We start from the raw sequence: 24958 nt of genomic DNA on the forward strand, positions 1-24958 counted from the left end.
CAGTGATGCGGCCATCGCGGATATCCAGGCGCTCGTTGAACAGCGGCTCCAGCCAGTCGAAATGCTCGACCCACGGCTCGCGCGGGTACGCGGCGGCCAGGTGTACATGCAGTTCCATCGCAAAATGCGGTGCGATCATCAGTCCCGCATGCTCCGCCAGCGCTGCCACCTTGAGGAACGGCGTGATGCCCCCTACGCGCGGTGCATCGGGCATCAGATAGTCGGCGGCACGGTGGCGGATCAGGTCCCAGTGCTCGGCGGCACTGGTCAGCATTTCACCGGTCGCGATCGGGGTGTCAAACTGCGCCGCTAGCGCCGCATGGCCTTCATGGTCGTAAGCGTCGAGCGGCTCTTCGATCCATACCAGGTTGAACGACTCGAACGTGCGGCACATCCGCTGCGCCGTCGGGCGGTCCCATTGCTGGTTGGCATCGACCATGACCGGCACGGCGTCCCCCAGGTGTTCCCGCACAGCAGCCACGCGCTTGATGTCGAGTGCGCCATCCGGCTGGCCCACCTTCAGCTTGATGCCGCCGATGCCGCGCGCGGCCGAGGCCGCAGCATTGACGAGCAACTGGTCCAGCGGCGTGTGCAGGAAGCCGCCCGAGGTGTTGTAGCAGCGTACGGAATCGCGGTGCGCGCCAAGCAGCTTGGCCAGTGACAGCCCGGCCCGCTTGGCCTTCAGGTCCCACAGCGCCACGTCGAAGGCGCCAATTGCCTGCGTCGACAATCCGCTGCGGCCGACCGACGCGCCAGCCCAGCACAGCTTGTCCCACAGCCGGGCGATATCGCTCGGGTCTTCGCCGATCAGCGCCGGCGCGATTTCGCTGGCGTGCGCAAACTGGCCGGGACCGCCCGCGCGCTTGGCATAGCTGAAGCCCAGGCCCTCATGGCCGTTGGCGGTCCGGATTTCGGCGAACAGAATGGCCACCTCGGTCATCGGCTTCTGCCGGCCCGTCAGTACCTTGGCGTCACTGATGGGGGTCGCCAGCGGCAGATAGCAGGAAGAGAGCCGGATTCCGGTGATGGTGTCGGGTCGGTTGGAAAGGGTCATGTGTGCGTCGGGTATGGGATGGGTTCGATGTCCGGCCGGTTGGCCTTCTTGCCGCACATGACAACGTTATCATTCTTGGGCGAGAACGACTGGGTATAATGCGGCGCTCTGTCCCTATAGAGGAATATGGCGCCCTACTCCAATCAATTTTCTGACCCGCATGGAACCGTTGCGGAGCGGAATGGGCGTATGATAACGTTGTCATTCCCCGGGATCAACCGGTGACTTCGTGACTTGGCATAGCGATTTTCCCTAGGTCTGAATTGGCATGAGCGACTCCAACACCCCAAAATCCGTGACGCTGCATGACGTGGCGCGTGAGGCCGGGGTCTCCCTGATCACCGCGTCGCGGGCCCTCAGCAATCCGGGCGTCGTGTCCGAGAAGACCATTGCGCGCGTGCAGCAGGCGGTCGAAGCCACCGGCTACATCCCCAACCTGCTGGCGGGCAGCCTGAAGTCGCGCCGCAGCCTGACGGTGGCCGCACTGGTGCCGAACATCGCGGTGGCGCAGTTCCTGCCGACCATCAAGGCGCTGACCGACGCGCTGGACGCGGCCGGCTACCAGCTGATCCTGGGCCAGACTGGCTATGACCATGCCCGTGAAGAGGCGCTGCTCGGCACCATGATCAGCCGCCGCCCGGACGGCATAATCGTCACAGGCTTGATCCACTCGCAGGTGTCGCGCGACCGGTTGCGGCGCGCCGGCATCCCTGTCGTTGAAACCTGGGACCTGACCGACCGCCCCGTCGACATGGCCGTCGGGTTCTCCCATCTCAAGGTCGGCAGCGCGATCGCCGGCTTTTTCCTCGGCAAGGGATGGCACAGACTGGGTATCGCGACCGGCGACGACCAGCGCGCGGCCGTGCGCCGCGAAGGTTTCCTGTCGACGGTCGGGCATGACGTGCCGACCGCCGTGGTGCCGGCGCCAAGCAGCTTGGCGCTGGGCCGGCAGGCATTGTCCGAACTGCTGGGCAGAGATCCCGGCATTGAAGCGATTTATTGCAGCTCCGACCAGCTAGCGCAAGGCGTCATTACGGAGGCCTTGGCACGCGGCCTGCGCATTCCGCAGGACCTCGCGGTGTGCGGATTTGGCGATGCCGACTTCGCGGCGCACATGGTGCCGTCGCTGACCACCGTGCAGGTCGACGGGGCCCACATTGGCAAGCTGGCTGCCCGCATGTTGCTGGACGAGTGCCGGGGGGAAGCGGTTGCCGAGCGGGTCGTCGATGTCGGATTCCGGATCGTTGAACGGGGCTCTACATTGGGCCGTGATTGACTGGAGACCTTGGGGGCGGCAACAAATCTTCGCCAAGGATTCCTACGACAGCCCTTCCAGCAGTTCTCTTGCCTGGCGCGAATCCGCGGTATCTGCCCCCTCGGCGAAAGTCGCCTGGATGTCGATCAATAGTTGATTCGCCGCATCGCCCTTGCCCTGGCGCTTCCACAGCCGGGCAAGGCTCAGTACGCATTGCAACTCGATTGACTTGGCTCCCTGGCGACGCGCGAGCGCGATTGCCTTCTGGAAATGCGCCTCTGCCTCTTCGGCCATGACAGACGACCTCGTATTCTCGACAGGCGACTGCAATATCAACTCTCCCTGGCGGCGAATCAGCGTTGCTTCATCGAAGCGCTCATCCGTGTTGCTCACCAGCGTCCGCGACTCAGCCAATACGCGAAGCGCCACTTCGGGTTGCCCTGCCCTCCCATATGCGTCGGCGAGCAATCCCAGCATGGAGGGCCGTCCCAGTGCCGCGCCGGTGGCTTCGTGCGCATCAAGTCCATGGTGTATCAGTGCGATGCCTTCCTCGTGGCTGCCTTGCCAGGCGAGCGCCCAGCCGCGCAGGATCGTTGCCCTGGCCAGATAGAATGGAAACCCCTGCTCGCTCGAAAGCTCGAGCGCGGCATTCGCGTACTCCAACACCTGTTCCGGTTCGCCAAGGCGCTGATACAGTTCAGCCGCGAAGATCAGGCTGAGGGCAAGGCCGAATGGGTCGGAGGTTTTTCGGGCGATTGCCAGAGCCTCTTCGCTGCGGGCCCGGGCCTGGCCGGGCAGGCCTAAGTACCAGAGGATCCAGCTCAGGGTGCAACGCAGATGCACGGCGGGGTTGCGCGCATCGCGCAGCAAATGCCCGTATGACTGGTGGTCTGGACGGAGCAGTGCCATGGCCTGCTCCGTATGAGTACGCGCCTGACTGATCTCGCCAAGGCGGAAGGCGGTCGCCCCGAGCACGCGGTGCGCTTCTGCAAGCTGCTCCGGGTCTCGCGTGTGCTGCGCGAGGCTGAGTAGCCGCTCGGCCAGTGTGTGCGCCGTCTTGAGTTGAGAGCGCAAAAGATAGAAGGACCACAGACCAAGCTGTGCAGAAAAGTATTCCGGCGTTTCCCCGCCTTGCTCGCTCAGGGCGAGGGCCCGTGTGTAGGTCGCCTCCACCTCTGGCGCCCCGGCGCCTCGCGCTACTGTCCATGCCGGGCCAAGGGCCAGCAGCAGAGACAGTTCCTGGCGCTGGCGCTCCGGGTTGTCGGCCAGGCTTTTTAGCAGATCGAGGGCTGTACCGAGATGGCGGATTGCTTCGAGTTGTGCGGAACGCTGGAGTGCCTGCTTTCCGGCCAGCTGCAGATAGTCGACCGCCTTCGGAACATTGCCGCTTTGGCTGTAGTGGTGCGCCAGATCGCTCCAGTACTCCTTCAGCCGGTCGGGAAACAGCGCCTCGATGGCTTGGGCCGTGCGCTCATGCAGGAGGCTGCGCTGTTCCGAGAGCAGGGAGTTGCTCGCCACCTCCTGAGTCAGCGCATGCTTGAATACGTACTCGACCTCGGGAAAGGCGGGACGTTCATAAATGAATTCCCCCGTCTGCAGGTCAGCCAACAGCGGGTGGAGCAATGCTTCCGGCTGCCCGGTGACATGCCGCACCAGGCTGGAAGAGAACTCCGCGCCAATGACCGCCAGCGTCTGCAGCAGTTCCTTCTGTGGCAGCGGCAGCCGGTCGATACGCGCCGCCAGCACCCCTTGCACGGTCGTCGGAATATGGAGTGCCAACGGCGCCTTCTCGATCCTGTAGTTTCCAGCCGGGCCGAGCAGCGCGTTCTCCTCGGCCAGGGTATGGACAACTTCCTCCATGAAGAACGGGTTGCCCTCGGTCTTTGACAGGATCAGTTGCTTCAATGGCGCAAGGGACGGGTCCGCGCCCAGCAGCGCAGTGAGCAAGCCCTGCGCCTCCGCCCGGTCCAGCGGTTCCAGATGAAACTGGGTGTAGCAGGTGTGTTGACCCCAGTCATGCCGGTACTCGGGACGGTAGTTGACCAGCAGAAGTACCTTGGCACGCGGTACCTCGGCGATGAGCACATTTAGAAAGGCTTCCGTCTCACTATCGAGCCATTGCAGATCTTCGAACAGGACCATGAGCGGCTGGTTCTGACTCTCGCGCACCAGCAAACGCGCGATCGCCTCGAAGGTGCGCTGGCGCCGGATGGCCGGATCCATCGTCGGCAATGCCGAACCCGGTTCAACGATACTCAGCAGGTAGAGCAAGTAAGGCAGCTGATCCTCCAGTGCGCGATCAAGAATCAGGAGTTTGCCGGTGGCCTTCTCGCGATATCGGCGTTCGTCATCCTGCGCCGTGATCTGGAAATAGTTGCGCAGCAGGTCGATCAGTGGCAAGTAGGGAAACGCCCTGCCATGCGACACCGAGAAGGTCTCGAGCACCATGCAGCCTTGCTGCGCGCGTGCCTTGAACTCATGGAACAGSCGCGACTTGCCCACGCCCGCCTCGCCCACCACCCCGACGATTTGCCCTTGCGCCGCCCGGGCCCGTTCGAGCGCCTCGCCCAGGCGCTTCAGTTCGGCCTCGCGACCGACAAACCGGGCCAGGCCACGTTGCGCCCCCACCTGCAGGCGCGTGCGCAAGGCGCCCAGGCCCAGCACCTCATACACCGCCAGCGGCTCGCGCAGGCCCTTGATCTGTGTGCGCCCCAAGGCCTTGAACTCGAAATACCCCTCGGCCAGTTTGTGGGTCGATTCACTAACGAGGATCGATGACGGGGTCGCGACGCCTTCCATCCGGGCGGCGATATGCATCGTGTGGCCGACCGGATCGTAGTCCGTGTGCAAGTCATCCTTGCGGATCGAGCGCACCACCACTTCGCCGGTATGGACGCCAACCCGGATCTGTAGCGGGACACCCTGTTCCAGCCGCACCTTGTCGCTATGGCAGCGCATGGCCTGCTGCATGCGGAGTGCCGCAAACAGTGCGCGCAGCGCATGGTCCTCGTGGGCGATTGGCGCGCCAAACAGGGCCAGGATCCCATCACCGAGGCATTTGGCCACGTACCCCTCATAGTGATGCACAGCTTCCATCATCAGCGCCACGACCGGATCGATCAGGCTGCGGGCTTCCTCGGGGTCCAGGTCCTGGATCAATGCCGTCGAGCCGGCCATGTCCGCGAACAGGGCGGTGATCGTCTTGCGCTCGCCACCGGCGTGCCCGCCTTTTGCCTCCATGGCGGCCTGCTCCGCGCGAATCCGTTCGGCCAGATGGGGCGGTGTGTAGTGAATCGGTGCCGGCAAAGGTGACACCGGTGGCGACACGCGCGGGGAGGCTGCCGCCGTGTCCGCCAGCAGCGCGCCGCACGCGCCGCAAAATTTCGCGGCGGGGCTGGATGCGTGGCCGCATTGCGGGCAGATCTGCGCAAGCTTTTGCCCACACTCCTCGCAGAACCTGGCTCCCGAGGGGTTCTCGAATTGGCAATTCGTGCAGCGCATCTCGCCTCCCGACTGCCTGTGCCCGCCACGCAGCCATTACATGCGCATTCGCGGCGGTTGGCAAGGCGGCGCTGCGGCAGTCGGTGACTGCCCCGTACCAAGTCTGCGGTGGCCACCCGCGCTTTCCGATCAGGCTGGGTTGGGTCCGATCTGCAAGCCCGGAGTGGCGTTGGCGGACAGGAGTGCGCGAAGGAGCGCTTTATCAAGGCATCATTGCGTGCATGGCGACATGCATCGCCTTGCTAGAGGACGCCCGTCGAGCCGCTGCGCGAAGCGTCAACGTGCTGATGACTGCCACCTACCACCTACTCCTGCCGGTGTCCCAAGCGCACTCAGAACTGATGGCGAACGCCCAGGGCGACACCCACCATTGAGGTCTGGCCATTTCCCAGCGCATAGCTGTTGCCCACGGAGAGGCTGGTGGCGAAAGTCGTCGCCAGTGATTCCATCATCAGACCGGCGTGCTTCGCGTATGCCGTGCTCAGATAAACATCGGTGCGCTTGGAGAACGAGTAGGTCGAAATCAAGGCGATCTGCCACGGGTTGGCCACGTTCGTGTTGCCGAACAGGCTCTTGAGATCATCGTAGCTGTACTCGAGCGTCAGGCCAACCGCCGGCGTCACTCGATAGGTGCCGCCGATCCAGTAGTAGTCATCACGCTGGATCAGGACGTCGGTCGCATTCTTGGTCTGACCCCAGCGATAGCCGCCCATCACCTTCGCCGGCCCATAGTTGTAGCTTGCGGCGACCGCAGCCTTCTTAGCGGTACCGCTGCCAGTGCCGATGGTCGGATTCCACTGATCGTAGCCAGCAGTCAAGCCGAACGGGCCCGCTCCATAGACCAGCGCGGCGCCATACGCGGTGTCACGCCGGAACTGGCCCGGGACTTCACCGTTGCCGCCAATTGGCACCGCCGCACCCACCGCGGCCGGCAGTGCCACCCCGGCACCGAACGACCAGTGAGCGAGGGCAGTTATAGGACCGAGCTTGCCGGTGTACTTGACGGTGTTGTCCTCGCGGTAGTTGGCGCCCTGCTGCAACACAGTGGGCTCATACTGGGTCGAGTAGGCTCCTGGCACGAAGTTGGCGAGTGCGTCAAACACCGAGGTGTACTGGCGGCCAAGGGTGATCTGACCGAAGCGCACATCTTGCACGCCAATAAATGCCTGCCGCCCGAACAGTCGGCCGCCTTGTTGCAGGGTGCCGGTATCGAGACCGAAGCCGCTCTCCAGCACGAAAAGCGCGCGAAGTCCCTGGCCAAGGTCCTCCGTACCGCGCAGGCCCCAGCGCGAACCTGATAAACCACCGGAATCCATGCGGACAACGTTGGCCCCCGAACCGGAATTGAAGCCGTTGCTTGCCGTGGGCAATGCGGCAACGTGATTGGCGTACTCGACGTTGACGTCCGCGACGCCATAGAGCGTGACGGACAACTGCGCGAATGCAGCCGGCGGACAAGCCAGCAGTGCTGCAAGAGCGATGTTCCTGAGGGTCATTGGTGTCTCTCTCCTTTTCTCTTCTTGTTACTACTGATGGAACCAGATTCTTTCTCTGATTGGAATCACTGAACCAGCGTGCAATGTGTCGATGACTAGCCAAGCTAGCGCGTACCACCCGCATACCCGAGCGGACAAGTGCGATGCTCTTTCTCGACCGTACCCACTTGTTCCGCTAGCGTGGCTTGCCAGCACCAGGGATTGAACGACCGGACGCACCAGCCAACGCGAGTGCGCGAGGAAAGAGGATTGGGGGGGACGCGCAAATCCACACCCGTCTTGGCGATCAATGCCAGAAAGCGGGTCGTCGCGGTGCTGCCCGAATTGTTCCCAGGCCTTCGATCAACAGTCCAGCGCAACGGCAAGTTCCACCAGATTCCTGGCGTGAAGCGTGTTGTCCGCATTGGGAGAGACGTCCTTCCGCTGGAAAGGACCGTATTCCAGCGGCCTCTCGATGTAAGCGGTTTGCAGTCCGCATGCGCGCGCATGTGCCAAGTCATCCTGATGAGCCGCCACCATCATGACTTCGCCTGGATCGATATCGAACACCTGAGCGACTCCCAAGTAAGTCGCCGGGTCGGGCTTGTACTTGCGAAAGACCTCTGCCGAAAGAATGCAGTCCCATGGTAGCGATGCGCTCTTGGACATATTGGCCAGCAATCCGATATTGCCGTTCGACATGGTGCAGATCGTGTATCGCGACTTCAATCGGGTAAGGCCTTCCACGGTATCCGGCCACGCCTCCAATCGATGCCAGGCCTTGTTCAGGTTGCGCTTCTCCGCCTCCGTCAAGTGCAGCACCCGAAACGTTTCCAGGAGTTCATCCAGGACCATCCTGTGCAGGTCGTCAATCGAAGTCCAGCCAAGTTCGCCGGACATGACCTTCCGAATAGCAGGCATGTAGCCTGCTCTCCAGGCCAGCGTGAACTTGTTGCGGTCCACGTCGAGGTTCATCGCGCCGAGCTCTTGCATGATGCTCGTGTACCAATCGACGACTGTTCCGAATACATCGAAGGCAAGCACTTTGGTGCCGACAGCCAATTGAGGGTTCATGTGTTCCATCATCTTGTTTTTTTCAAGCCACACGCTTGCAGGAGAAGGCACAGGGCCGCTCGCGCAACCAGCGAATCAATCACGCGTCGTACCCGGGGTTGGTGCGCTCGAGCTTGCGCAACAGGGCCGGCCACACGAAACGGCCGCCAATGCCGCCGGTCTGCGCGCGCGCATCGGCCTGCGCGGTCGCCTGGATGGACTCATCGACCATGGTCAACGGCCCGCCTGCCTGTGCCGCGATCTGAATCTGGCAGGCGCTTTCGAAGATGTACATCGCCAGGAACGCGTCGGCGATCGTCGCACCTACCGTGAGTAGGCCATGATTGCGCAGCATCAGGTAGTTGGCCTTGCCCAAGTCCGATTGCAATCGCGGCTTCTCCGCGTCACGCAGCGCAATGCCTTCATAGTCGTGGTACGCCAGCGAGCCCTGGATCACCATCGATTGCTGCGAGATGGGCAGCAGCCCTGCCTGCTGCGCGCTGACGCCGACACCGGCACGCGTATGCGTGTGCAACACACACTGCACGTCCGGCCGTGCGGCATGGATGGCGCTGTGGATGACGAAGCCGGCGCGGTTCACCGTGAACGGCGACTCGGTGAGCTGGTTGCCCGATGCGTCGACGCGTAGGAGCGATGACGCCGTGATCTCGTCGAACAGCAGGCCGTAGGGGTTGATCAGAAAGTCATGGCCGTCACCCGGCAGGCGCGCACTGATGTGCGTGAACACCAGGTCGGTCCAGCCGTGCAGCGCCACCAGGCGGTAGCAGGCAGCCAGGTCGCAACGCAGCTGCCATTCTTCGGCGCTGACGACTTCTTTGAGAGATGGGATATACACGATTGACTCCTTTGAATGAAGGGGTGCTGCGCTGATGTCTGGCCTACACGGTGCCCGAGGTCTGCGCCTGCGACTGCTGCGCGCGGCGCGACCGCATCAGCTTCTTGTCCAGCTTGCCCACGCTGGTCTTGGGCAGGCTGTCGGCGAACATCACCTCTTGCGGGATCGCGAACTTCGAGATCGCGCCCGCGTCCGCGAACTGCTTGACGTAGGCGCGCACGGCGTCAGCATCAAGGGCCGTCCCAGGCTTTGGCACGATCACTGCGGCGGGACGCTCGCTCCAGCGGGGGTCGGGAATACCGATGACGGCGGCTTCCTGGATCCGTGGATGCTTGAGGAGAATGTCCTCAAGCTGCAACGACGAGACCCATTCGCCGCCGGTCTTGATCACATCCTTCAATCGGTCCACGATCCGGACGCAGCCATCTGCATTCATCACGGCGATGTCGCCGGTGTGCAGCCAGCCACCGCCCCACAGCGCCTGGCTCGCTTGTGCATCACCGAGGTAGGACTGCGTGAGCCAAGGCGATCGCGCCACGAGTTCACCAGGCGAGCGGCCGTCCCGCGGCTGGTCGTTCATCGCTTCGTCGACGACGCGCAACTGGACGAATGGGATGGCCCAGCCTGCATGGCAGCGGGCTTCGATCTCCTGGTCAGTGGGTGCCTCGGACCGTGCCGAACGGGGTTGTGCCAACGTCAGGATGGGCCCGGTCTCCGACATGCCGTAGCCGGCAAAGACGTCGACTCCGCGTGCCATTGCGGCTTTGGCCAGGGATTGCGCGAGCGCCGCCCCGCCGATGACGACCGTCCAGCCGTCGAGGCGCTGGCCTCTCCCCACTGCCGCGTCCAGCATCATCTGCAGGATCGTCGGCACGCAGTGGGAGAAGGTGACCTTCTCGCGCTCGAACAAGGTGAGCAGACGGTCCGGAACGTATCGCCCGGGGTACACCTGCTTGACGCCCATCATCGTGGCGACGTAGGGCATGCCCCAGGCGTGAACGTGGAACATGGGCGTCACCGGCATGTAGACGTCGTCAGGGTTGAATCGACCGGTGCCCGGCCCAGCCAACGCGCAGCGGCTAGCCAGGGTATGCAGCACGAGTTGCCGTTGGCTGAAGCAGACCGCCTTGGGCAAGCCGGTGGTGCCGGTTGTGTAGAAGGTCGTGGCACGCGTCGACTCGTCCAGATCAGGCCAATTTGTCACCGCGTTCGAGCGAGCGAGCAGTGCCTCGTATTCGGCGGCGATGGGAAGGCGGATCGCACCCGGATGGGCCTCGTCTGTCATCAGGACCAACTGCTTTCCCGGGTCCACGCGATCCCAGATCTCCTCGAGCATCGGCAGAAACTCCGCATTGACGAGGATGAAGTCGTCCTGTGCGTGGTTGATGGTGTAGAGCAATTGCTCGGCCGACAGCCGGACGTTGACCGTATGCAGGACCATGCCCGCCATCGGGATGGCGAAGAAGCACTCCAGGTAGCGATGCGTGTCCCAGTCCATGACGGCGATGGTGTTGCCGGGCCGCGCACCCAGCGACGCCAGGCCGGCCGCCAAGCGCCCGATGCGTTGGCTCAGTTCGGCGTAATCGAAGCGCACGGCGTCGCCGTACACAACCTCCTGTGAAGGGTTGCGGGTCAGCCCCGCTTCCAGCAGTTGCTTGATCAGCAACGAGTTCGGACCAAAGGCGTCAGATGTGGTATTCGGTTCCGCGGTTGCAGATTGCATATCAACAGCCCCTATTGAAAAAATCGAGAAGCGCAGCATTCACCGCCTCGGGTTTTTCTTGTTGCACCCAATGGCCGGCATCGGCGATAAGCCGGGACGAGACCAAGCGGGGACAGGCATCGCAGTGCATAGCGTCGAGCGCGCCCGGCAGCATGTGGACACCCCAGTCCTGCTCGCCGGCGATGAAGCAGCTGGGCACGTCGATGGTCAATCCGGCATAGAGCTGCAGCCCCTGCTGAAGCTCGCGGCTGGTGGCGGCCCGGTACCACAGCAGGCCGCCCTGGAAACCCGTGCGGCCAAATTCCTGGCTATACACGCAAAGCGCTTCTTCCGACAGCCACCGGCTTGGCCGCATCTCGCGTTGTGCAAGGCTGCGGGCGACGGTTTCCGACATCCCCAGGTCGGCGTCCATCACGTAGTAGGTGGGCAGCCGGGCCAAGGATTGCGCGGTCAGGTCGGGCAAGGGCTCGGGCCGCTTGTCGGTGCCCTGCGCACTCTTCAGGTAGTAGTAGCCCCGCAGGAATTCATGCAAGCCCTGGCGGCCGGCGTGCATCTCGGCATTGGCGTCCGGGCCCGAGTAATAGAGTTGATAGTGCTTGCGCGGGGGCTGGAGGGCCGACAGGCCCGCGAGGGCTTCCGCCAGTTGCCTGGCACGAAGGTCCAGGGCATCAGGTGCGCCGAGCCGGAACGGCGGCGGCCCGGTGAAAGGCGTGGCCAACATTGCCAGTGAACGGAAGACGTCGGGGCGGATCAGCGCGCACCAGGCCGCCACGTGCGCGCCGAAGTCATGCCCCACCACAGCATGGACCGACGTCCTTCCAAGCGCCTGGACAAGGCCCAGTACGTCTCGCACCAGGTTGTCCATTCGGAATGTGCAGAGGTCCGTGTCGGCTTCGGCGATCCAGCCCGTCGTGCGGCCATAGCCGCGCTGGTCGGGCGCGACCACGTAAAATCCCGCTTGCGCCAACGCATTCAGTTGGTGCCGCCAGCTGAACGCCAGCTCGGGGAAGCCATGCAGCAGCACGATCATCGGCGTCTCGGGACGCGGGTCGCCTGCCTCCAGCCAATGCATGCGAAGGCCATTGCCGTTGTCGGAATAGCAAGCGCGCACGCCGGGCTCGAGCGGCAAGGTCATCATGGATGGTTCCTGGGTCATTGTTCAGCGCGCGGAGGCATCCGGCATCTTCCCGACCGGGAGCGATCGATGATCAGCGCGGGGGCGAATCGACCCGCTGCCGATCATCACGAAGGCGCCGGCCAGCATGACGCCGGCGATCAGGAACAGGCCGCCGGTCAGGCTGCCGGTGGATTGCTTGATCACCCCTAGCACGTACGGGCACGCAAGTCCGGCCAGGTTGCCCAAGCTGGTGATGATCGCGATGCCTGCAGCAGTCGATTGTCGGGACAGCTGGGCGGTCGCGACCGCCCAGAAGACCGGTAGCGCCCACACCGAGCCCGCAATCGCGATCGCGATCAACGCTACCGACAGCCACATGTAGGCACCGGTCCAGCTTGTGAGCGCCAGCCCCACCCCACCGATGGCAACCGCCACGGCGTAGTGCCAGCGACGCTCGGCTCGCTTGTCCGAGTGGCGGCCGTACAGGATCATGGTCAGGGCCGCGAATGCATAAGGCACGGCGGAGATCAGTCCAATGATCTGCATGCTCTTTGCACCCAAGCTCTGGATCATCGTGGGCATCCAGAAACTCAGGGTGGTGCCGCCGCAAACGGCCGCGAAGTACAGGAAAGACAGCAGGTAGACCTTGGGGTCGCGCAGTGCGGCACCCGCGGCCTCCAGCGCCGGCGTCGAGGCGTGAGGGGCAGCTTCCCTGGGCAGTTCGACGCAGATCATTCGCTTCTCGTCCTCCGACAGCCACTTGGCCTCTTCAGGCGAGTTGGACAGGCAGACGTAGACAACGAAACCCAGAAAGGCGGAGGGCAAGCCCTCCAGAAGGAACATCCATTGCCAGCCGCGAAGACCGTGCCATCCGTCGAGGTTCTGCAGGATCCAGCCTGACAGCGGGCCAGCAAAGAGGCCGCCTACCACGGTCGCGCTCATGAGCAAGGCGATGATGCGCGCGCGGCGCGCTGCCGGGAACCAGAACGTCAGGTAGAGCACAATGCCCGGGAAGAAACCAGCCTCGAACGCCCCCAGCAGGAAGCGTGCAATGTAAAACTGCAAGGGCGTGGTGACAAACATCGTCGCCGCGGAGACCAGGCCCCAGCACACCATAATGCGCATGATCGTCAGGCGCGCACCGATCCTCATCAAGAAGATATTGCTGGGCACCTCAAACAACGCATACCCGACGAAGAAGATGCCCGCGCCGAGCCCGTAGATGGAATCGGTCAGGTACAGGTCCGAGCTCATCTGCAGCTTGGCATAGCCGACGTTGATCCGGTCGATATACGAGATGACGTAGGCCAGGAAAAGTAGCGGAACCAGCCGCCACGTGATCTTCCGGTACATCGTCTCCCTGCGTAGTTCATACGCATGGTCCATAGGACTTGCCAGGGCGGGTTTTGCCGTTCGGTTCATCGTGGGTCTCCAACATTTTTCTTATATTTAAGGGCCGTACCGGTCATCAGGGCCGTGCCGTGGGATGCCTAGGGCCGAGCGGGACCAGCCCGCACGGCCCCGTCAGGTCCCGGCCATCGCAGCCGTTTTCTTGTAGATGCTGTTGACGGGATGCTTGAACAGGCGACGCACCATCGGCTCGAACTCCGACAGCGGCAACGTCTCGGCCTTCGGATCGAAGGCCAGGCTGTCGTACAGCTCGCAGAACTCCGCCGTGCGGTCGTAGTACGGATGCCCGGCGAACTGCTCGCGCATGTCGCGGTCCATGCCCAGATGATGGAAGAAGTAGTGTCCCTGGAAGATCCCGTGGTTCTGAACCATCCAGTGATCGGCTTCGCTCACGAACGGCTTCAGCACCGCTGCGGCAATGTCCGGGTGGTTGAAGGTTCCCAGGGTGTCGCCGATGTCATGCAGCAACGCGCAGCACACGTACGCTTCATCGCGGCCATCGCGCAAGGCCAGGGTTGCAGTTTGCAAGGAGTGGTCAAGCCGGTCGATAGGAAAGCCGCCAAAGTCGCCCCGAAGCAGACTCAGGTGATGAAGGACTCGGTCGGCTAGCCCTTGGGAGAATGATTGAAACTCACCCGCGATTGCCTTCCAATCTTGGGCCGTACTTTCTTGGAAGCTACGAAATGTTGYGCGTTCAGTCATGGGAGTCAGCCAGTGCGATGAGGGATTGCACATGGTACGGATGGGCGTGCGCATGCGAATGCAAGGCAGCTGACATTCCACGGGTAAGTCCTAGGATCAGTCGCTCGTAGCGCCGTGATCAGGCCTCGCTGAGCGCGCTCAGCGTCTGCTCCGACTCGATGACGATGCGGCCGTACGACAGCGACAGTGCACCCGTCGCGGCCAGGGCCTTGAGCTCCAGGGACAAGGTCTGGCGGGTGAGGCCCAGCATCATCGCAAGGGTCTCCTGCGTGATGGGAATCACCCGCCTGGAGCGGGGCAAGGCCGGAGCGTCGCCGCGCGCCAGCCTGAGCAATCGCCGCACGACGCGAGCGCGCGTGCTACGCAGCGCCGCATCCTCGAAGAAACTGAACATGGTTCGGGTGCGCGCCGTCTGCAGGACCGCAATCGCCCGTGCGAACCGGGCATTCAGCATCAATTGCTCGAACAGTGGTGGCGCGATGTGCAGCACTTCGGCGTTGCGCACGGCATGGATGTCATGCGTGCGGGGCAATCCGTCGAGCGACGATGCCTCGCCGCACCAATCCCCCGGCTCGAGCAAGCCGAAAATCATCTGCCGCCCGTCTTCAAGGACCGAGGATGCAGCGAGAGCGCCGCTCACGACGCCGAAGAGTCCGTTCGCCGGATCCCCCTTGCGCACAACGAACTCGCCGCTTCTGACACGAAACGGGCGCCCTTGCGTTAGCAACACCTTTTGCGACGCCGGTTCAAGCGATTCGAACCACGGGTCGCCAAAAATGCCTTGCAGCTCTTTGTATGGCGTCGACATTTGAGGATGCTCTGTTACCGGGGGGGCGAGCCACCCGGTCTTCGCATCGCCTCCTTCCGTACTGCGAGGGCATAGCTTCCATTTACATCAAGCTGGAGGCAGGGCATGTCTGGTCGCTTTGCTGGCACTGAACAATGTGGGGTCGCATCAGTTCTTGAGCATGCGCTGGCGGCATGCGGCTTCTGCGCCCCCGGCTGGTCATCCATGCAGTCGAGCAGGGTCGAAAAAGAACCGATGGGTGATCGCGCCTATCTGACCTGGACGACGACCTTTCCCCTAGCTCGCCCCTTCTCGACATAGGCCATGGCCTCGTTGGTCTCGTCGAAGGAAAAGACCCGATCCACTACCGGGCGTATCGCGCCGGCGTCAATGAGCGAGGTGATCTCGCGCAACTGGCGCCCGCTGGCCCTCATGAAGAGGAACGAGTACCTCAGTTCGCGACGTGCTGCCCGCTTCCGGACTCCCGAACTCAGAAGACGAACAACCAAGTTCACGAACCACGGCGCTCCGATTTCTTTTGCGAATACGGGATCGGGAGGGCCAGAGATCGAGATGAGCGTTCCGCCAGGCTTAAGGACGCGCAAAGATTTATCCAGCGCCGTTGCATCTTGACTGTGCAGAACCACATCGTAGTCCTGAAGAATCTGCTCGAAATCGTCTTTCTTGTAATCGATGACGACGTCTGCCCCGAGGCCTCTTACCAGGTCGGTGTTGGCGCTGCTCGTGGTGGTGGCTACAGTGGCGCCAACATGCTTGGCCAACTGGATCGCAAATGTGCCTACGCCACCGGAACCCGCCTGGATGAATACCTTCTGTCCTTTCTTCAGATTGGCCTTCTCGATCAACGCTTGCCATGCCGTCAGCCCCACCAGAGGGATCGATGCGGCTTCTTCCATACTCAGTGCCTTGGGCTTGATAGCCAAAGACGCTTCCTTGACCGCGATGTACTCGGCGAAGGCGCCGATGCGGAAATCATCAGGCCGGGAATAGACTTCGTCGCCCGGCTTGAACTGCCGGACGCGAGAACCGACCTTGACTACGACGCCGGCCACGTCGTGGCCCAGGACAAGAGGCAAGCGATAGGGGAGGATCAGCTTGAACTCGCCGTCCCTGATCTTGGAATCCAGCAAATTCACACCTGCCGCATGGACCTGGACCAGGATCTCATCCTCACCCAGCATCGGGCTCGGTACCTCCGCGGAACGCAACGCGCGCTTTTTCCCGTACCGATCGAGAAGAAACGCTTTCATGGTCGCTCTCATTCTTGACGCCCCCAAGTCTGCGAGCGGCCCAGCATTGGCACGCCAATGTAGCCGCGCACGCTGAGCGTCTTGCCGTCGTCGGCCAGGCGGACCTTGCTGCGATAGACCTTGCCGTTGTCGGGATCAAGAATCTGGCCGCCGACATACTCTTCGCCTTCCGTCTTCAGGCCACTCAAGATGACCAGGCCGATGACCGACGCATTCTTGTTTGCACCCTCGCATTTGTCGCACTTCGGATTCGGGTCTTCGCTCGGGGCAGGAAACACTTTCTCTATCTTGCCCTGAAGCGTTCCATTCGATTCAGTGATGCGGATCAGCGCGCGCGGATTGCCGCTGATGTCGTCAACGTTCTTCCACAGGCCAGCGGGAGAAGCATCGCCGGCCCGCACCGGCGGTGCCGCCAGCGCTGCCGCAAGGATCAGAGCGACGCCGGCCGCTTGTTTCAAACGAAGCGCTGCCATGGCTTCAACGGTTAACGTTGCCTGGCCGGCGGGTGGCCGCCTGGCGATGCATGATGACATGGACATTCCTTTCTCACAGATTGGATGACTGGGTATGTGCAACACGGAAAAGCGCGCGAAGCGGGTAACCGCCTATGCTTCAAGCCGCAGGTCTTTGCGAACCCCCGCATCCAGCACGCTGGCCGGCGCAAACCTGCGCAGCATGCGCATGCGCCTGGCGAGGCCCGGGGCGTAGTGAATTTTTGGATGCGTCGCCATGGCCGCCTTCAGCACGACGTCGGCCACCACTTCTGGCCCGTCCGCGCTGACGAGAACTTCCTTCACCCGCCTCTCCACGCCCGCGCGAATCTCTCGATACACATCGAGAGGGGCATCGGGTTCCATCAGGTTGGCATCAAAAGGGGTGTTGATGTAGGCCGGCTCGACCACCGAAACGCGGATCCCCAACGTGCGCAGTTCATGGTCGAGCGCTTCCGAATAGCCAGCCACCGCGTGCTTGGTGGCGGAATATAGCGCCATGTAAGGCATCGGCAGGAAGCCGAGCACGGAGCCAATGTTGATGATGCGACCATCCCCTTGCCGGCGCATATGTGGCACGACGGCCCGGGTCATCCGGACTATCCCAAAGAAGTTCGTATCGAAGATCGACTGGGCCTGCTCGATCGAGCTCTCCTCCGCACCCGCCGGAGCGACCCCGAAGCCGGCGTTGTTGACGAGAAGATCAATACGGCTTTCCAGTTGCATCACCTTTTGGACAGCAGCATCGACGGATTCGTCCCTCGCTACGTCGAGAGACAGCAACTCGAACGATCGCTGACCGGTTGTGCCTGCGCGTCTACTGGTCCCGTACACCTTGTAGCCCGCCTTCGCGAGCCGCTCCGCGGTGGCTTGGCCGATGCCTGAGGAGGCCCCGGTAACGAGGGCAATCTTGCCGCGCATGTTCATGTAGTTCCTCCGTCAGAGTGTGGAATTCGGGATCGTCCGGGATGCGCGTTGAGAGCGATTCGGCGCGACGCTCAAAACGAGCGTCGCCGCCATTTCGCATGATGCGCATCATATCAATGGGCGAGCGAGATGATTGCATTAACCCAGGTTTAGATACCAGGGGGGACCAGGCGCTCCAGCGCAGCTTCGAGCAAGCGATCGGACAGCGCTGGCTCGTCGACTGCACGAGCCAGCACCAAGGCGCCAACCATGGTGGCGATGGTCACGAGTGCTTGTTCGTGAGCACCGGGCTGTCCCCAGTCAGGAGATTGGCGGGCGACCAGGTCTGTCATCGCCTTGATGTGGCGAGTCGTCGCGCGGCGAACTTCGGGCGCCTGTCGAGGCGTTTCCGAGCCTAGCGCGGCCAAGGGGCATCCCATCTCGACGAGTTCGAGGTGTTCCTTGGACAGATAGGCTCGAAGCATCGATTCCAAGGCCGTCTTGGGAGCCGCATTAGCCACAACGCCTTCCGCGGCGGCCGCGGACTCCGCACACGCTCGATCCGCGGCTTCTGCCAGCATGGCTTCGCGCGAGGGGAAATGAGCATAGAACGCTCCATGCGTCAGCCCRGCGTCCTTCATGACGTCGGCGACGACAGCGCCGTCATAACCACTGCGCCGGATCGCTCGGGCAGCCGCGGCCACAATGCGCTCGTGCGACGCTTCCTTGGCGACGCTTCTAGCGTTGATCTTCATATTTCGCATGACGTACATCATACCAAATTTGCGCGATATTTGTACTGAGATTTTCCCGCAGACAACAACTGCCTAGTCAGCGCTCCCTCTACTGGCCTTAGGACGCGGTGAACGATGCAGATCTGGCGGCGTTGTCAAGGTGGAGTCCGATGCGGCGGTCAGGGCGGTGGTTCTCACCGGCACGCATCCCGGGCGCTTCAAGCAGGCCACCCTTGGGCCACCGCGACGGCCATTGAAGCGGCTGCGAGAAAGCGCCAGCAGGCAACGGATCCTCCCTAGGGATTTCACTAAGATTACGTGGCCCTGAATTTATTACATCACATCGTGACATATTTAGAAAGCTTGCCGCAAGCCGACTGAAAGCCGGTTGGAAGCAGCCGGCTTTAGAGTCCTCTCACCCGTTGCGCCACCGCCCTGATCGAAGGGCGCATGGTCATCGGCGTTCTCATAGAACGGAACGAAGGAGACCAATCCATGATCAGACGACGTGCCAAAGAGCGCTGCCCCGAGGCGGGCAGTGTCACATCGCAGCCCACGCTGCACAACGGCAGGAGGGGCGCAGCATGAACACCTCGCATCGTTTCAGGAAGGACTATTACGGGGGCGCGTTGATGACGCTGGTAGGCCTGGCCGCGGTGGCAGCCGGCCTTCAGTACCACACCGGAACGTTGAGCCACATGGGCCCCGGCTTCTTCCCGGTGGCCGTGGGTGCGCTACTGGCCCTGGTTGGCGTGCTGATTGCAATGTCCGCCCGCGGCGATTCACCTCAGGCCGCGCAGCCTGCCGGACACGGCCACAGCCATAGCGCGCCGGACCTGCGCGGGGCCGTGTGCATCGTGCTGGGTGCGCTCGCGTTCCTGCTGTTCGGCAAGTACGGCGGCCTGATCCCGGCCACTTTCTCCATTGTCTTTATTTCCGCCCTGGGTGACCGCAGCAATAGCCTCAAGCAGGCCGCGCTGCTCGCGCTGGCCATGTGCGTGGTGGCCGCGGGCGTGTTCTGGTGGGCGTTGAAGCTGCAATTGCCGCTGTTTGGCTGGGGGGTTTGACTGCTATGGTTTCCAATGCTTTGCATGATCTCTGGTTCGGGTTCGGCGTCGCCTTTCAGGGCACCAACCTGATGTGGTCGTTTTTCGGCGTGCTGGTCGGAAACCTGATCGGCGTGCTGCCCGGCATGGGCGCGCTCTCCGCGATCTCCATCCTCCTGCCGCTGACCTACGCGATGCATCCGGTGCCCGCCATCCTGATGCTGGCGGGTATCTTCTACGGTTCGCAATATGGCGGCGCGATCGGCGCGATCCTGCTGAACCTGCCGTCCCACCCGCCGCACGCAGTCACCTGCCTGGACGGCTACCCGATGACTCGCGCAGGAAAGGGCGGCACCGCGCTGGGCATCACCATGATCTGCTCGTTCTTCGCCGCATCGGTGGGCATTCTCGTGATGATCTTCGCGTCGCCAGTTCTGACGGCGATTGCGTTCAAGTTCGGCCCTGCCGAGATCTTCTCGATCATGTTGCTGGGCTTGCTGGCCGGCTCGACGATGTCGCGTGGCTCACCGCTGAAGGGGGTAGCGATGACGTTGTTCGGGCTGCTTTGCGGCGTGGTAGGCACCGACGTCAACACGGGGGCCTTCCGCTTTGCGATGGGCATTCCCGAGCTGAGCGACGGGCTGGAGCTGGTAGCGATCGCCATGGGTTTATTCGGTGTGGCGGACTTCCTGCTGAACGTCAACCGAATGAGCACTGTCACTGCCAAGACCAAGCTGCGCATCCGCGACATGCGCCCAAGCCTGGCCGAACTCAAGACGGCCTTCTGGCCGATGGTTCGCGGCACCGGCGTAGGAACATTGTTCGGCGCCATGCCCGGAACGGGGCCGACGATCACGACCTTCGTAGCCTATGCGCTGGAGCGCAAGATTTCCAAGACGCCGGAAAAGTTTGGCACGGGAATGATCGCGGGGGTTGCGTCACCTGAGGCCTCCTCGCACTCCAAGACGCAGGTGGACTTCATCCCCACCATGAGCCTGGGAATTCCTGGCGACGCAGTGATGGCGCTGATCCTCGGCGCGCTGATGATCCAGGGCATCAGCCCGGGGCCACAGCTGATCAGCGAGCACCCGGACATTTTCTGGGGCCTGATCGCCAGTTTCTGGATCGGCAACGTGCTGCTGATGATCTTGAACGTTCCGATGATCGGCGTTTGGGTCAAGCTTCTGCAGGTGCCGTACCGCTACCTGTTCCCGTCAGCCATGTTCTTCATCGCGGTGGGTGTGTTCAGCACCCAGAGCAGCCTGTTCCAGATCTGGGAAGTGCTGGCCTTCGGCCTGATCGGCGCCTTGCTCATGTGCCTGGAGTTCTCAGTGGCGCCGATCCTGCTCGGCTTCGTGCTCGGGCCGATGGTGGAGGAAAACTTCCGCCGCTCCCTGCTGCTCTCGCGCGGTGACATGACCGTGTTCCTGCAGCGGCCGATCAGCTGCACCTTCGTTGTCGCGTCGGCGCTTCTGCTGATCGGCGTGACCTGGTCGGCCTGGCGCAGCCGCACTGCAAAGAAGCCGTTGCTCGAAGTGCCGGAGTCCGAGCTGGTCGTCAGCGAGTGATGTTCCACTGCTTCATTGGCGCCGCACAGTGCAAGGTGTGGCGCCAACCGTTCCCGAGGATGCGCATCGATTCCTGGGCCACTCCTGGGATAGTCCAACGGAATTTTTCCGGCTCAGGCCAGATTATTGTCGGTATTGAAACCAATCGTTGTGAATGCTGGGGTTTACCTCCATGAGGGAAACCCCTAATATGCGGTCATCGGATGCCGCAATGCAACAAGTCAGACCAAGAGAATGGCATCCACCAGCTTTAAGAAAGAGGTGAGCCATGAATACCAATCGCCATGCCCTGATCGCTATCGCCGCAGTCGCAGCCGCCCTGCTGGCAGCTCCAGCGTTCGCCAAGAGTGGCAAATTCGACACTTACACCGACGGCGCGCGGTCTGGAAAGTACGATGTGTACACTGACGGCGCGAAAAGCGGCAAATTCGACACCTATACCGACGGTGCCAGGTACTACATAGCGTCTGACCGCGCCGCCCTCTAAAAGGGGCGAACCCGGGTCGGGGACCGCTTCCCTCTCCAGCCTGCCCCATAGGTCTTGGGAAAGGCACCAAGAGGAGCCCGCTTCGCATGCCTTGGCGAAGTGGCCCGCCCGGATGTGGACTTCAGATTGCTGCCGAACCCCACACTTTCCGAAGTGTGGGGTTTTTGCTTTTCGGGTACCCGGCGCAGGGAAAGGAAAAGGGCAATCAGCCCTCCCGCAGATCAGTCTGTGCCTTTCCAGGCAGTTTCAGTGCAGCGGCTCAGTGAAACCACCGCAAGGCCGGAAACACGGGCAATAGCTACTTTCTCCGCGGCCCCCTGCCCTCTCCGCGCCATATAGCAATCCGCTGCTCCGATCCGATGTGTGCGTGGAGGCGCATGACCACGTCTCTCGCGAACTCACTGACCATGTGCTGGGCTGGAAGCCTGGCGCGCCAGATGCGGCGATGTTCAAGGGTGAGATCAATCGCCTGAAGATCTACGCGCTGCGCCATGGCGCCGAAGTCGAGATATCCGCTCGCCCGTTCGGGGACTTTCCCTCGTGCATACGTCGCTCGGAGCCGGCGCCGAGATCGAATGTGACAGCCACCGACTGTGGATTGCCGAGGGCCGCACCGCGGTGCTCGCGCCAGAGGAGCGGATTCGGCTGCGATGGAGCCCCGGCAACCAGCAGATGATCGCCAGGGTGCCGCACACGCTGGTGCACGAGGCCGTGGGGTGCGAAGAGAAATTCCTCCACCGCCGGCCCTTGCAAGGCTGCCGCAATTCGATATCTCAGCAATCATAACGGATACCGGAATCCGCTAGCGCTTGAGCCGTTGTTTCCGCCTACAGCCGACCACGATGCCGCGCAGATCGCGCGCCTGGCACATCGATAAGACCCTCTCGGGCTCAGGCGCCACGCCGACTAACGCTTGCACCGCGGATCAAGCGCATACAACTTTGGATCGCATATGAAGACGACAGACGTCAACAGCACCAGTGAAATCATCGCCGCCGTCAACCCGCAGGCGCTCGGGCACTACAAGCAGATGCGCGCGGCGCTCGGCAATGCCGAGACATTAGACGAGACTACTTACGAGACGATTATCGCGGTGCAGTTCGCTTTGCTGGGCAAGGAGGTGCAATTCAAGATTCACGCGATCCGGCTGTTCTCCCTCGGTCTTTCCAAGGAACATGTCCAAGCCGTCGTACTCGCAGGAGCAGGCCTCACGATAATCATGTGTGAAGCCGCACGGGCTCTGACTTGGGCAGACGAAGCCTACGAAGAATTCCAGGCAAAAAACTGGCGTCCGGCCGGCTGACGAGCGACATTGCCATCGGGCGTGCGGCATTCCAATGTCGGGATGGCACGACGGGCGGGCACGGGGCGCGCTTCGAAAGGCTGCACCTGTGCCAATGGATCATCTCAGCGGTGCTAGCAGCTCGATACCATCAGCCATCGCTCGGATGAATGAAGAAGCCGAGGTCAAGGGGCCGCGGCACCGAGACCTATGGCTGGCCTTCGAACTCTACGACGCCATCGATATCAGGCATCCATTCAAAGCGCCGCTTCGTCCATATTTGTCTCACCGGTCGACCCAACTCATAGCCCAGAGGCCGCAATGTTTGCGCGAAAGGCTGAGCCAGACTGCATCTGACAGTCCGCGCAATTGCATATGGAGATGGTGCCAGGTTCGACCTCCGCCTCATACTGGATGGCCCCACAGTGGCACTGCCCTTCCACTTTCATGACGACTCCAGAGCAGATTGGAATATGAAGAATATCGAGCGGCCAGCGAGGACCAGCGCCTGCGCTGGTCCTCGCATGCCTTACAGCTCTCGTGTTACTCCTCGTTGAGGGCTCAGCAAACGCGTCAGCATCCGCACCGAAGGCAGTGTTTCCAGTCGGCACACACGATCGACGACTTCCTGCGCAGGAATTGGCAGGCCTGACAGCCGAACCATGCGATTGAACTTTGCGATCCTCTCCTCTTCATCGCATGGATCCCCCGGTGTCCCGTGTGCGTCACGCGTCTCCGCACGATGCACCTCTCCATTCTTCAAGTGAACTTCCACACGACAGGCGAACTGTCGTGGATAGACCAGTTCCGCGACTGGATCGACCACCAGTTCAACACGCCTGGCAACACTCGAATTCATAGGATCTCGAATGGCGTCGGGGCTAAACGCCATCGGGTCGCTCGGATCTCCGGTAAGCGCCAAAGCTGCACAGTATGGGATGCTGTACTGGGCATCCATAGTATCGCAGACGTCCGCATTGGCGTTGTTCTGGACAGCGAACGCACTTGTCGCGACGACAATCTTCTCTACTTCCCGCACATCGATACCGACTTGCTCCCGCATTGCAAGCAGAAGCTGTACAACGCCCTGGATCCACCCACAAATTGGATAGACCTTTACCCAGACATCGTCGATTGCCCATCCAGTCCCGAGGCCTGCGTCCAATAACTCCGGCTGTGCCCTCCCGCCGCCAAATGCATCCAGCAATCCGAACTTTCCGTCAATCGCCGTTGGGGGGGCGGTAAAACCACGACGAGCGAGCATCGCCATTCGAACACCCGCTTCCGCCGCTCGGCCCGCATGCATCCGCTTTACCATTCCCGCGGAACCCAGAGCAAAGTTCTTGACGCCAGACGCACACGAGCAAGCAAGGCCGGTTGCGCTCAATAGTTGTTCGAGTGGCAGGCGCATTGCCACCCCCGCCGCCAGGGCGCCGGCAACAGGCCCCACTACACTGGTCTTGTGGAACCCGCGCTGGGAGGGCTCCGTGCCCAGCGCCATGCTGATGCGTGCAGTTGCCTCGTAGCCAGCCACAATAGCCCGAAGAATCTGCACACCAGACGCATCGACGGCTTCCCCCGCTGCGRGTACTGCTGGAACGATGACTGCACCGGGGTGAACCAAGGCGGCGGATAGCAGATCATCGAGTTCAAATCCATGCATCGCGGTACCATTGCAGAGCGCAGCTTGGCTCGAGGCAACCTCATCGACGCAGCCCAGGATAGTGGAAGAGCCACGAGAAGAATCCGCGATGACTTCCTCTGCCATGATCTTGCCCCAGGGTTGCCGCACGCCAAGCAGAGCACAACCAATAGCGTCGAGAAGACACCAACGTGCTTTATCTATTGCATCGCGCGGCGTTTCGTCGCCCAAGGCGCGCAGATATTCAATGAGGTTACGCGCGTGGCCCGGAGGCGGCTCTTGAGATGTCTTGCTGATAGGTGTAGCCATGGCAACCAATTGAATGACGGTGAGGACGCAGAGAACTTTCTGAAACGATCGGTTTGCGCTATTGCAGCGCAATGTGTGCCGCTTTCACCACCATCCCCCACCGCTCGGTATCGCGTCCGAGGAATGTCAGCATTTCCGGGCCATTCGAGCCAACCGGCTCAGCACCCTCGGCGATAAACCGCTCGCGGACATCCGGCATCTTCATGATTTTGGAAATCTCATTGCTGAGTGTTTGTGCCACATCCTTGGGCATACCCGCCGGCCCAACCACTCCATACCAGCCTCCGGT

23 protein-coding genes are annotated in these 24958 nt (G+C 62.2%); 6 read left to right on the forward strand and 17 right to left on the reverse strand.

The window, feature by feature from the left end:
* Positions 1–1054: L-talarate/galactarate dehydratase (locus AC1DO7_RS22885; protein ID WP_477116604.1), on the reverse strand; the 1054-nt coding region annotated here is incomplete at its 3' end.
* A gap of 268 nt (positions 1055–1322) precedes the next feature.
* Here AC1DO7_RS22885 and AC1DO7_RS22890 point away from each other — a divergent pair.
* A complete protein-coding gene (locus AC1DO7_RS22890; RefSeq protein WP_441620690.1) occupies positions 1323–2330 on the forward strand; it encodes a LacI family DNA-binding transcriptional regulator in 1008 nt (335 codons plus the stop codon).
* A gap of 42 nt (positions 2331–2372) precedes the next feature.
* Here the strand turns inward: AC1DO7_RS22890 and AC1DO7_RS22895 are convergent, their stop codons facing one another.
* From AC1DO7_RS22895 to AC1DO7_RS22955, 13 genes are all read right to left on the reverse strand, one after another.
* Positions 2373–5810: an adenylate/guanylate cyclase domain-containing protein gene (locus tag AC1DO7_RS22895; protein WP_441620692.1), complete on the reverse strand. Its 3438-nt coding sequence runs from the start codon at positions 5808–5810 to the stop codon at positions 2373–2375.
* 332 nt (positions 5811–6142) lie between these two features.
* Positions 6143–7306, reverse strand: coding sequence for a porin (locus AC1DO7_RS22900; protein WP_441620694.1), 1164 nt, complete (start codon positions 7304–7306; stop codon positions 6143–6145).
* 342 nt (positions 7307–7648) lie between these two features.
* Positions 7649–8371 (reverse strand): haloacid dehalogenase type II, encoded by a 723-nt coding sequence (locus tag AC1DO7_RS22905; RefSeq protein WP_441620696.1) that lies wholly within the window; start codon positions 8369–8371, stop codon positions 7649–7651.
* 67 nt (positions 8372–8438) lie between these two features.
* Positions 8439–9197 (reverse strand): class II aldolase/adducin family protein, encoded by a 759-nt coding sequence (locus AC1DO7_RS22910; protein ID WP_201777400.1) that lies wholly within the window; start codon positions 9195–9197, stop codon positions 8439–8441.
* Positions 9198–9237: 40 nt separating this feature from the next.
* Entirely contained in the window at positions 9238–10956 is a 1719-nt protein-coding gene (locus AC1DO7_RS22915) for a long-chain-fatty-acid--CoA ligase (protein ID WP_441620697.1), read from the reverse strand.
* Positions 10919–12055 (reverse strand): alpha/beta hydrolase, encoded by a 1137-nt coding sequence (locus tag AC1DO7_RS22920; RefSeq protein ID WP_441620699.1) that lies wholly within the window; start codon positions 12053–12055, stop codon positions 10919–10921. The genes AC1DO7_RS22915 and AC1DO7_RS22920 overlap by 38 nt, the downstream gene beginning before the upstream one ends.
* Positions 12056–12076: 21 nt before the next feature.
* Positions 12077–13456, reverse strand: a complete 1380-nt coding sequence (locus AC1DO7_RS22925) for an MFS transporter (RefSeq protein WP_441620701.1) — start codon at positions 13454–13456, stop codon at positions 12077–12079.
* A gap of 102 nt (positions 13457–13558) precedes the next feature.
* Positions 13559–14146 carry an HD domain-containing protein gene (locus AC1DO7_RS22930; RefSeq protein ID WP_477116605.1) on the reverse strand — a complete coding sequence of 196 codons (588 nt, stop codon included), beginning with the start codon at positions 14144–14146 and terminating at the stop codon, positions 13559–13561.
* A 118-nt stretch (positions 14147–14264) separates the two neighbouring features.
* Positions 14265–14954 (reverse strand): Crp/Fnr family transcriptional regulator, encoded by a 690-nt coding sequence (locus tag AC1DO7_RS22935; RefSeq protein WP_441620705.1) that lies wholly within the window; start codon positions 14952–14954, stop codon positions 14265–14267.
* A gap of 248 nt (positions 14955–15202) precedes the next feature.
* Complete coding sequence (locus tag AC1DO7_RS22940; protein WP_441620707.1) at positions 15203–16204, reverse strand: NADP-dependent oxidoreductase; 1002 nt, start codon at positions 16202–16204, stop codon at positions 15203–15205.
* A gap of 8 nt (positions 16205–16212) precedes the next feature.
* Positions 16213–16677, reverse strand: coding sequence for a DUF2147 domain-containing protein (locus AC1DO7_RS22945; RefSeq protein ID WP_441620801.1), 465 nt, complete (start codon positions 16675–16677; stop codon positions 16213–16215).
* 132 nt (positions 16678–16809) lie between these two features.
* Positions 16810–17622, reverse strand: a complete 813-nt coding sequence (locus AC1DO7_RS22950; RefSeq protein WP_441620709.1) for an oxidoreductase — start codon at positions 17620–17622, stop codon at positions 16810–16812.
* 149 nt (positions 17623–17771) lie between these two features.
* On the reverse strand, positions 17772–18377 hold the full coding sequence (locus AC1DO7_RS22955; RefSeq protein WP_441620711.1) for a TetR/AcrR family transcriptional regulator: 606 nt from the start codon (positions 18375–18377) through the stop codon (positions 17772–17774).
* 542 nt (positions 18378–18919) lie between these two features.
* Between AC1DO7_RS22955 and AC1DO7_RS22960 the strand changes: the two genes are divergently transcribed.
* From AC1DO7_RS22960 to AC1DO7_RS22980, 5 genes are all read left to right on the forward strand, one after another.
* Entirely contained in the window at positions 18920–19402 is a 483-nt protein-coding gene (locus AC1DO7_RS22960; RefSeq protein ID WP_441620713.1) for a tripartite tricarboxylate transporter TctB family protein, read from the forward strand.
* 5 nt (positions 19403–19407) lie between these two features.
* On the forward strand, positions 19408–20949 hold the full coding sequence (locus AC1DO7_RS22965) for a tripartite tricarboxylate transporter permease (RefSeq protein WP_441620803.1): 1542 nt from the start codon (positions 19408–19410) through the stop codon (positions 20947–20949).
* Positions 20950–21217: 268 nt separating this feature from the next.
* The gene (locus tag AC1DO7_RS22970) at positions 21218–21436 is read left to right on the forward strand and encodes a hypothetical protein (protein ID WP_441620715.1); all 219 of its coding nucleotides are present in this window, start codon (positions 21218–21220) and stop codon (positions 21434–21436) included.
* A 540-nt stretch (positions 21437–21976) separates the two neighbouring features.
* The gene (locus AC1DO7_RS22975) at positions 21977–22222 is read left to right on the forward strand and encodes an AraC-like ligand-binding domain-containing protein (RefSeq protein ID WP_441620717.1); all 246 of its coding nucleotides are present in this window, start codon (positions 21977–21979) and stop codon (positions 22220–22222) included.
* A 166-nt stretch (positions 22223–22388) separates the two neighbouring features.
* Entirely contained in the window at positions 22389–22739 is a 351-nt protein-coding gene (locus tag AC1DO7_RS22980; RefSeq protein ID WP_441620719.1) for a hypothetical protein, read from the forward strand.
* A 281-nt stretch (positions 22740–23020) separates the two neighbouring features.
* On the opposite strand, the gene AC1DO7_RS22985 is transcribed toward AC1DO7_RS22980, so the two are convergent.
* The 3 genes from AC1DO7_RS22985 to AC1DO7_RS22995 form a co-directional block, all read right to left on the reverse strand.
* A complete protein-coding gene (locus tag AC1DO7_RS22985) occupies positions 23021–23167 on the reverse strand; it encodes a GFA family protein (protein WP_441620721.1) in 147 nt (48 codons plus the stop codon).
* Positions 23168–23247: 80 nt separating this feature from the next.
* A complete protein-coding gene (locus AC1DO7_RS22990; protein ID WP_477116606.1) occupies positions 23248–24741 on the reverse strand; it encodes an MmgE/PrpD family protein in 1494 nt (497 codons plus the stop codon).
* Positions 24728–24958, reverse strand: a 231-nt coding sequence (locus AC1DO7_RS22995; protein WP_477116607.1) for a tripartite tricarboxylate transporter substrate-binding protein, incomplete at its 5' end; no start/stop codon positions are given. The genes AC1DO7_RS22990 and AC1DO7_RS22995, both read right to left, overlap by 14 nt.

It is taken from the genome of Cupriavidus sp. 05N40, assembly GCF_056397305.1.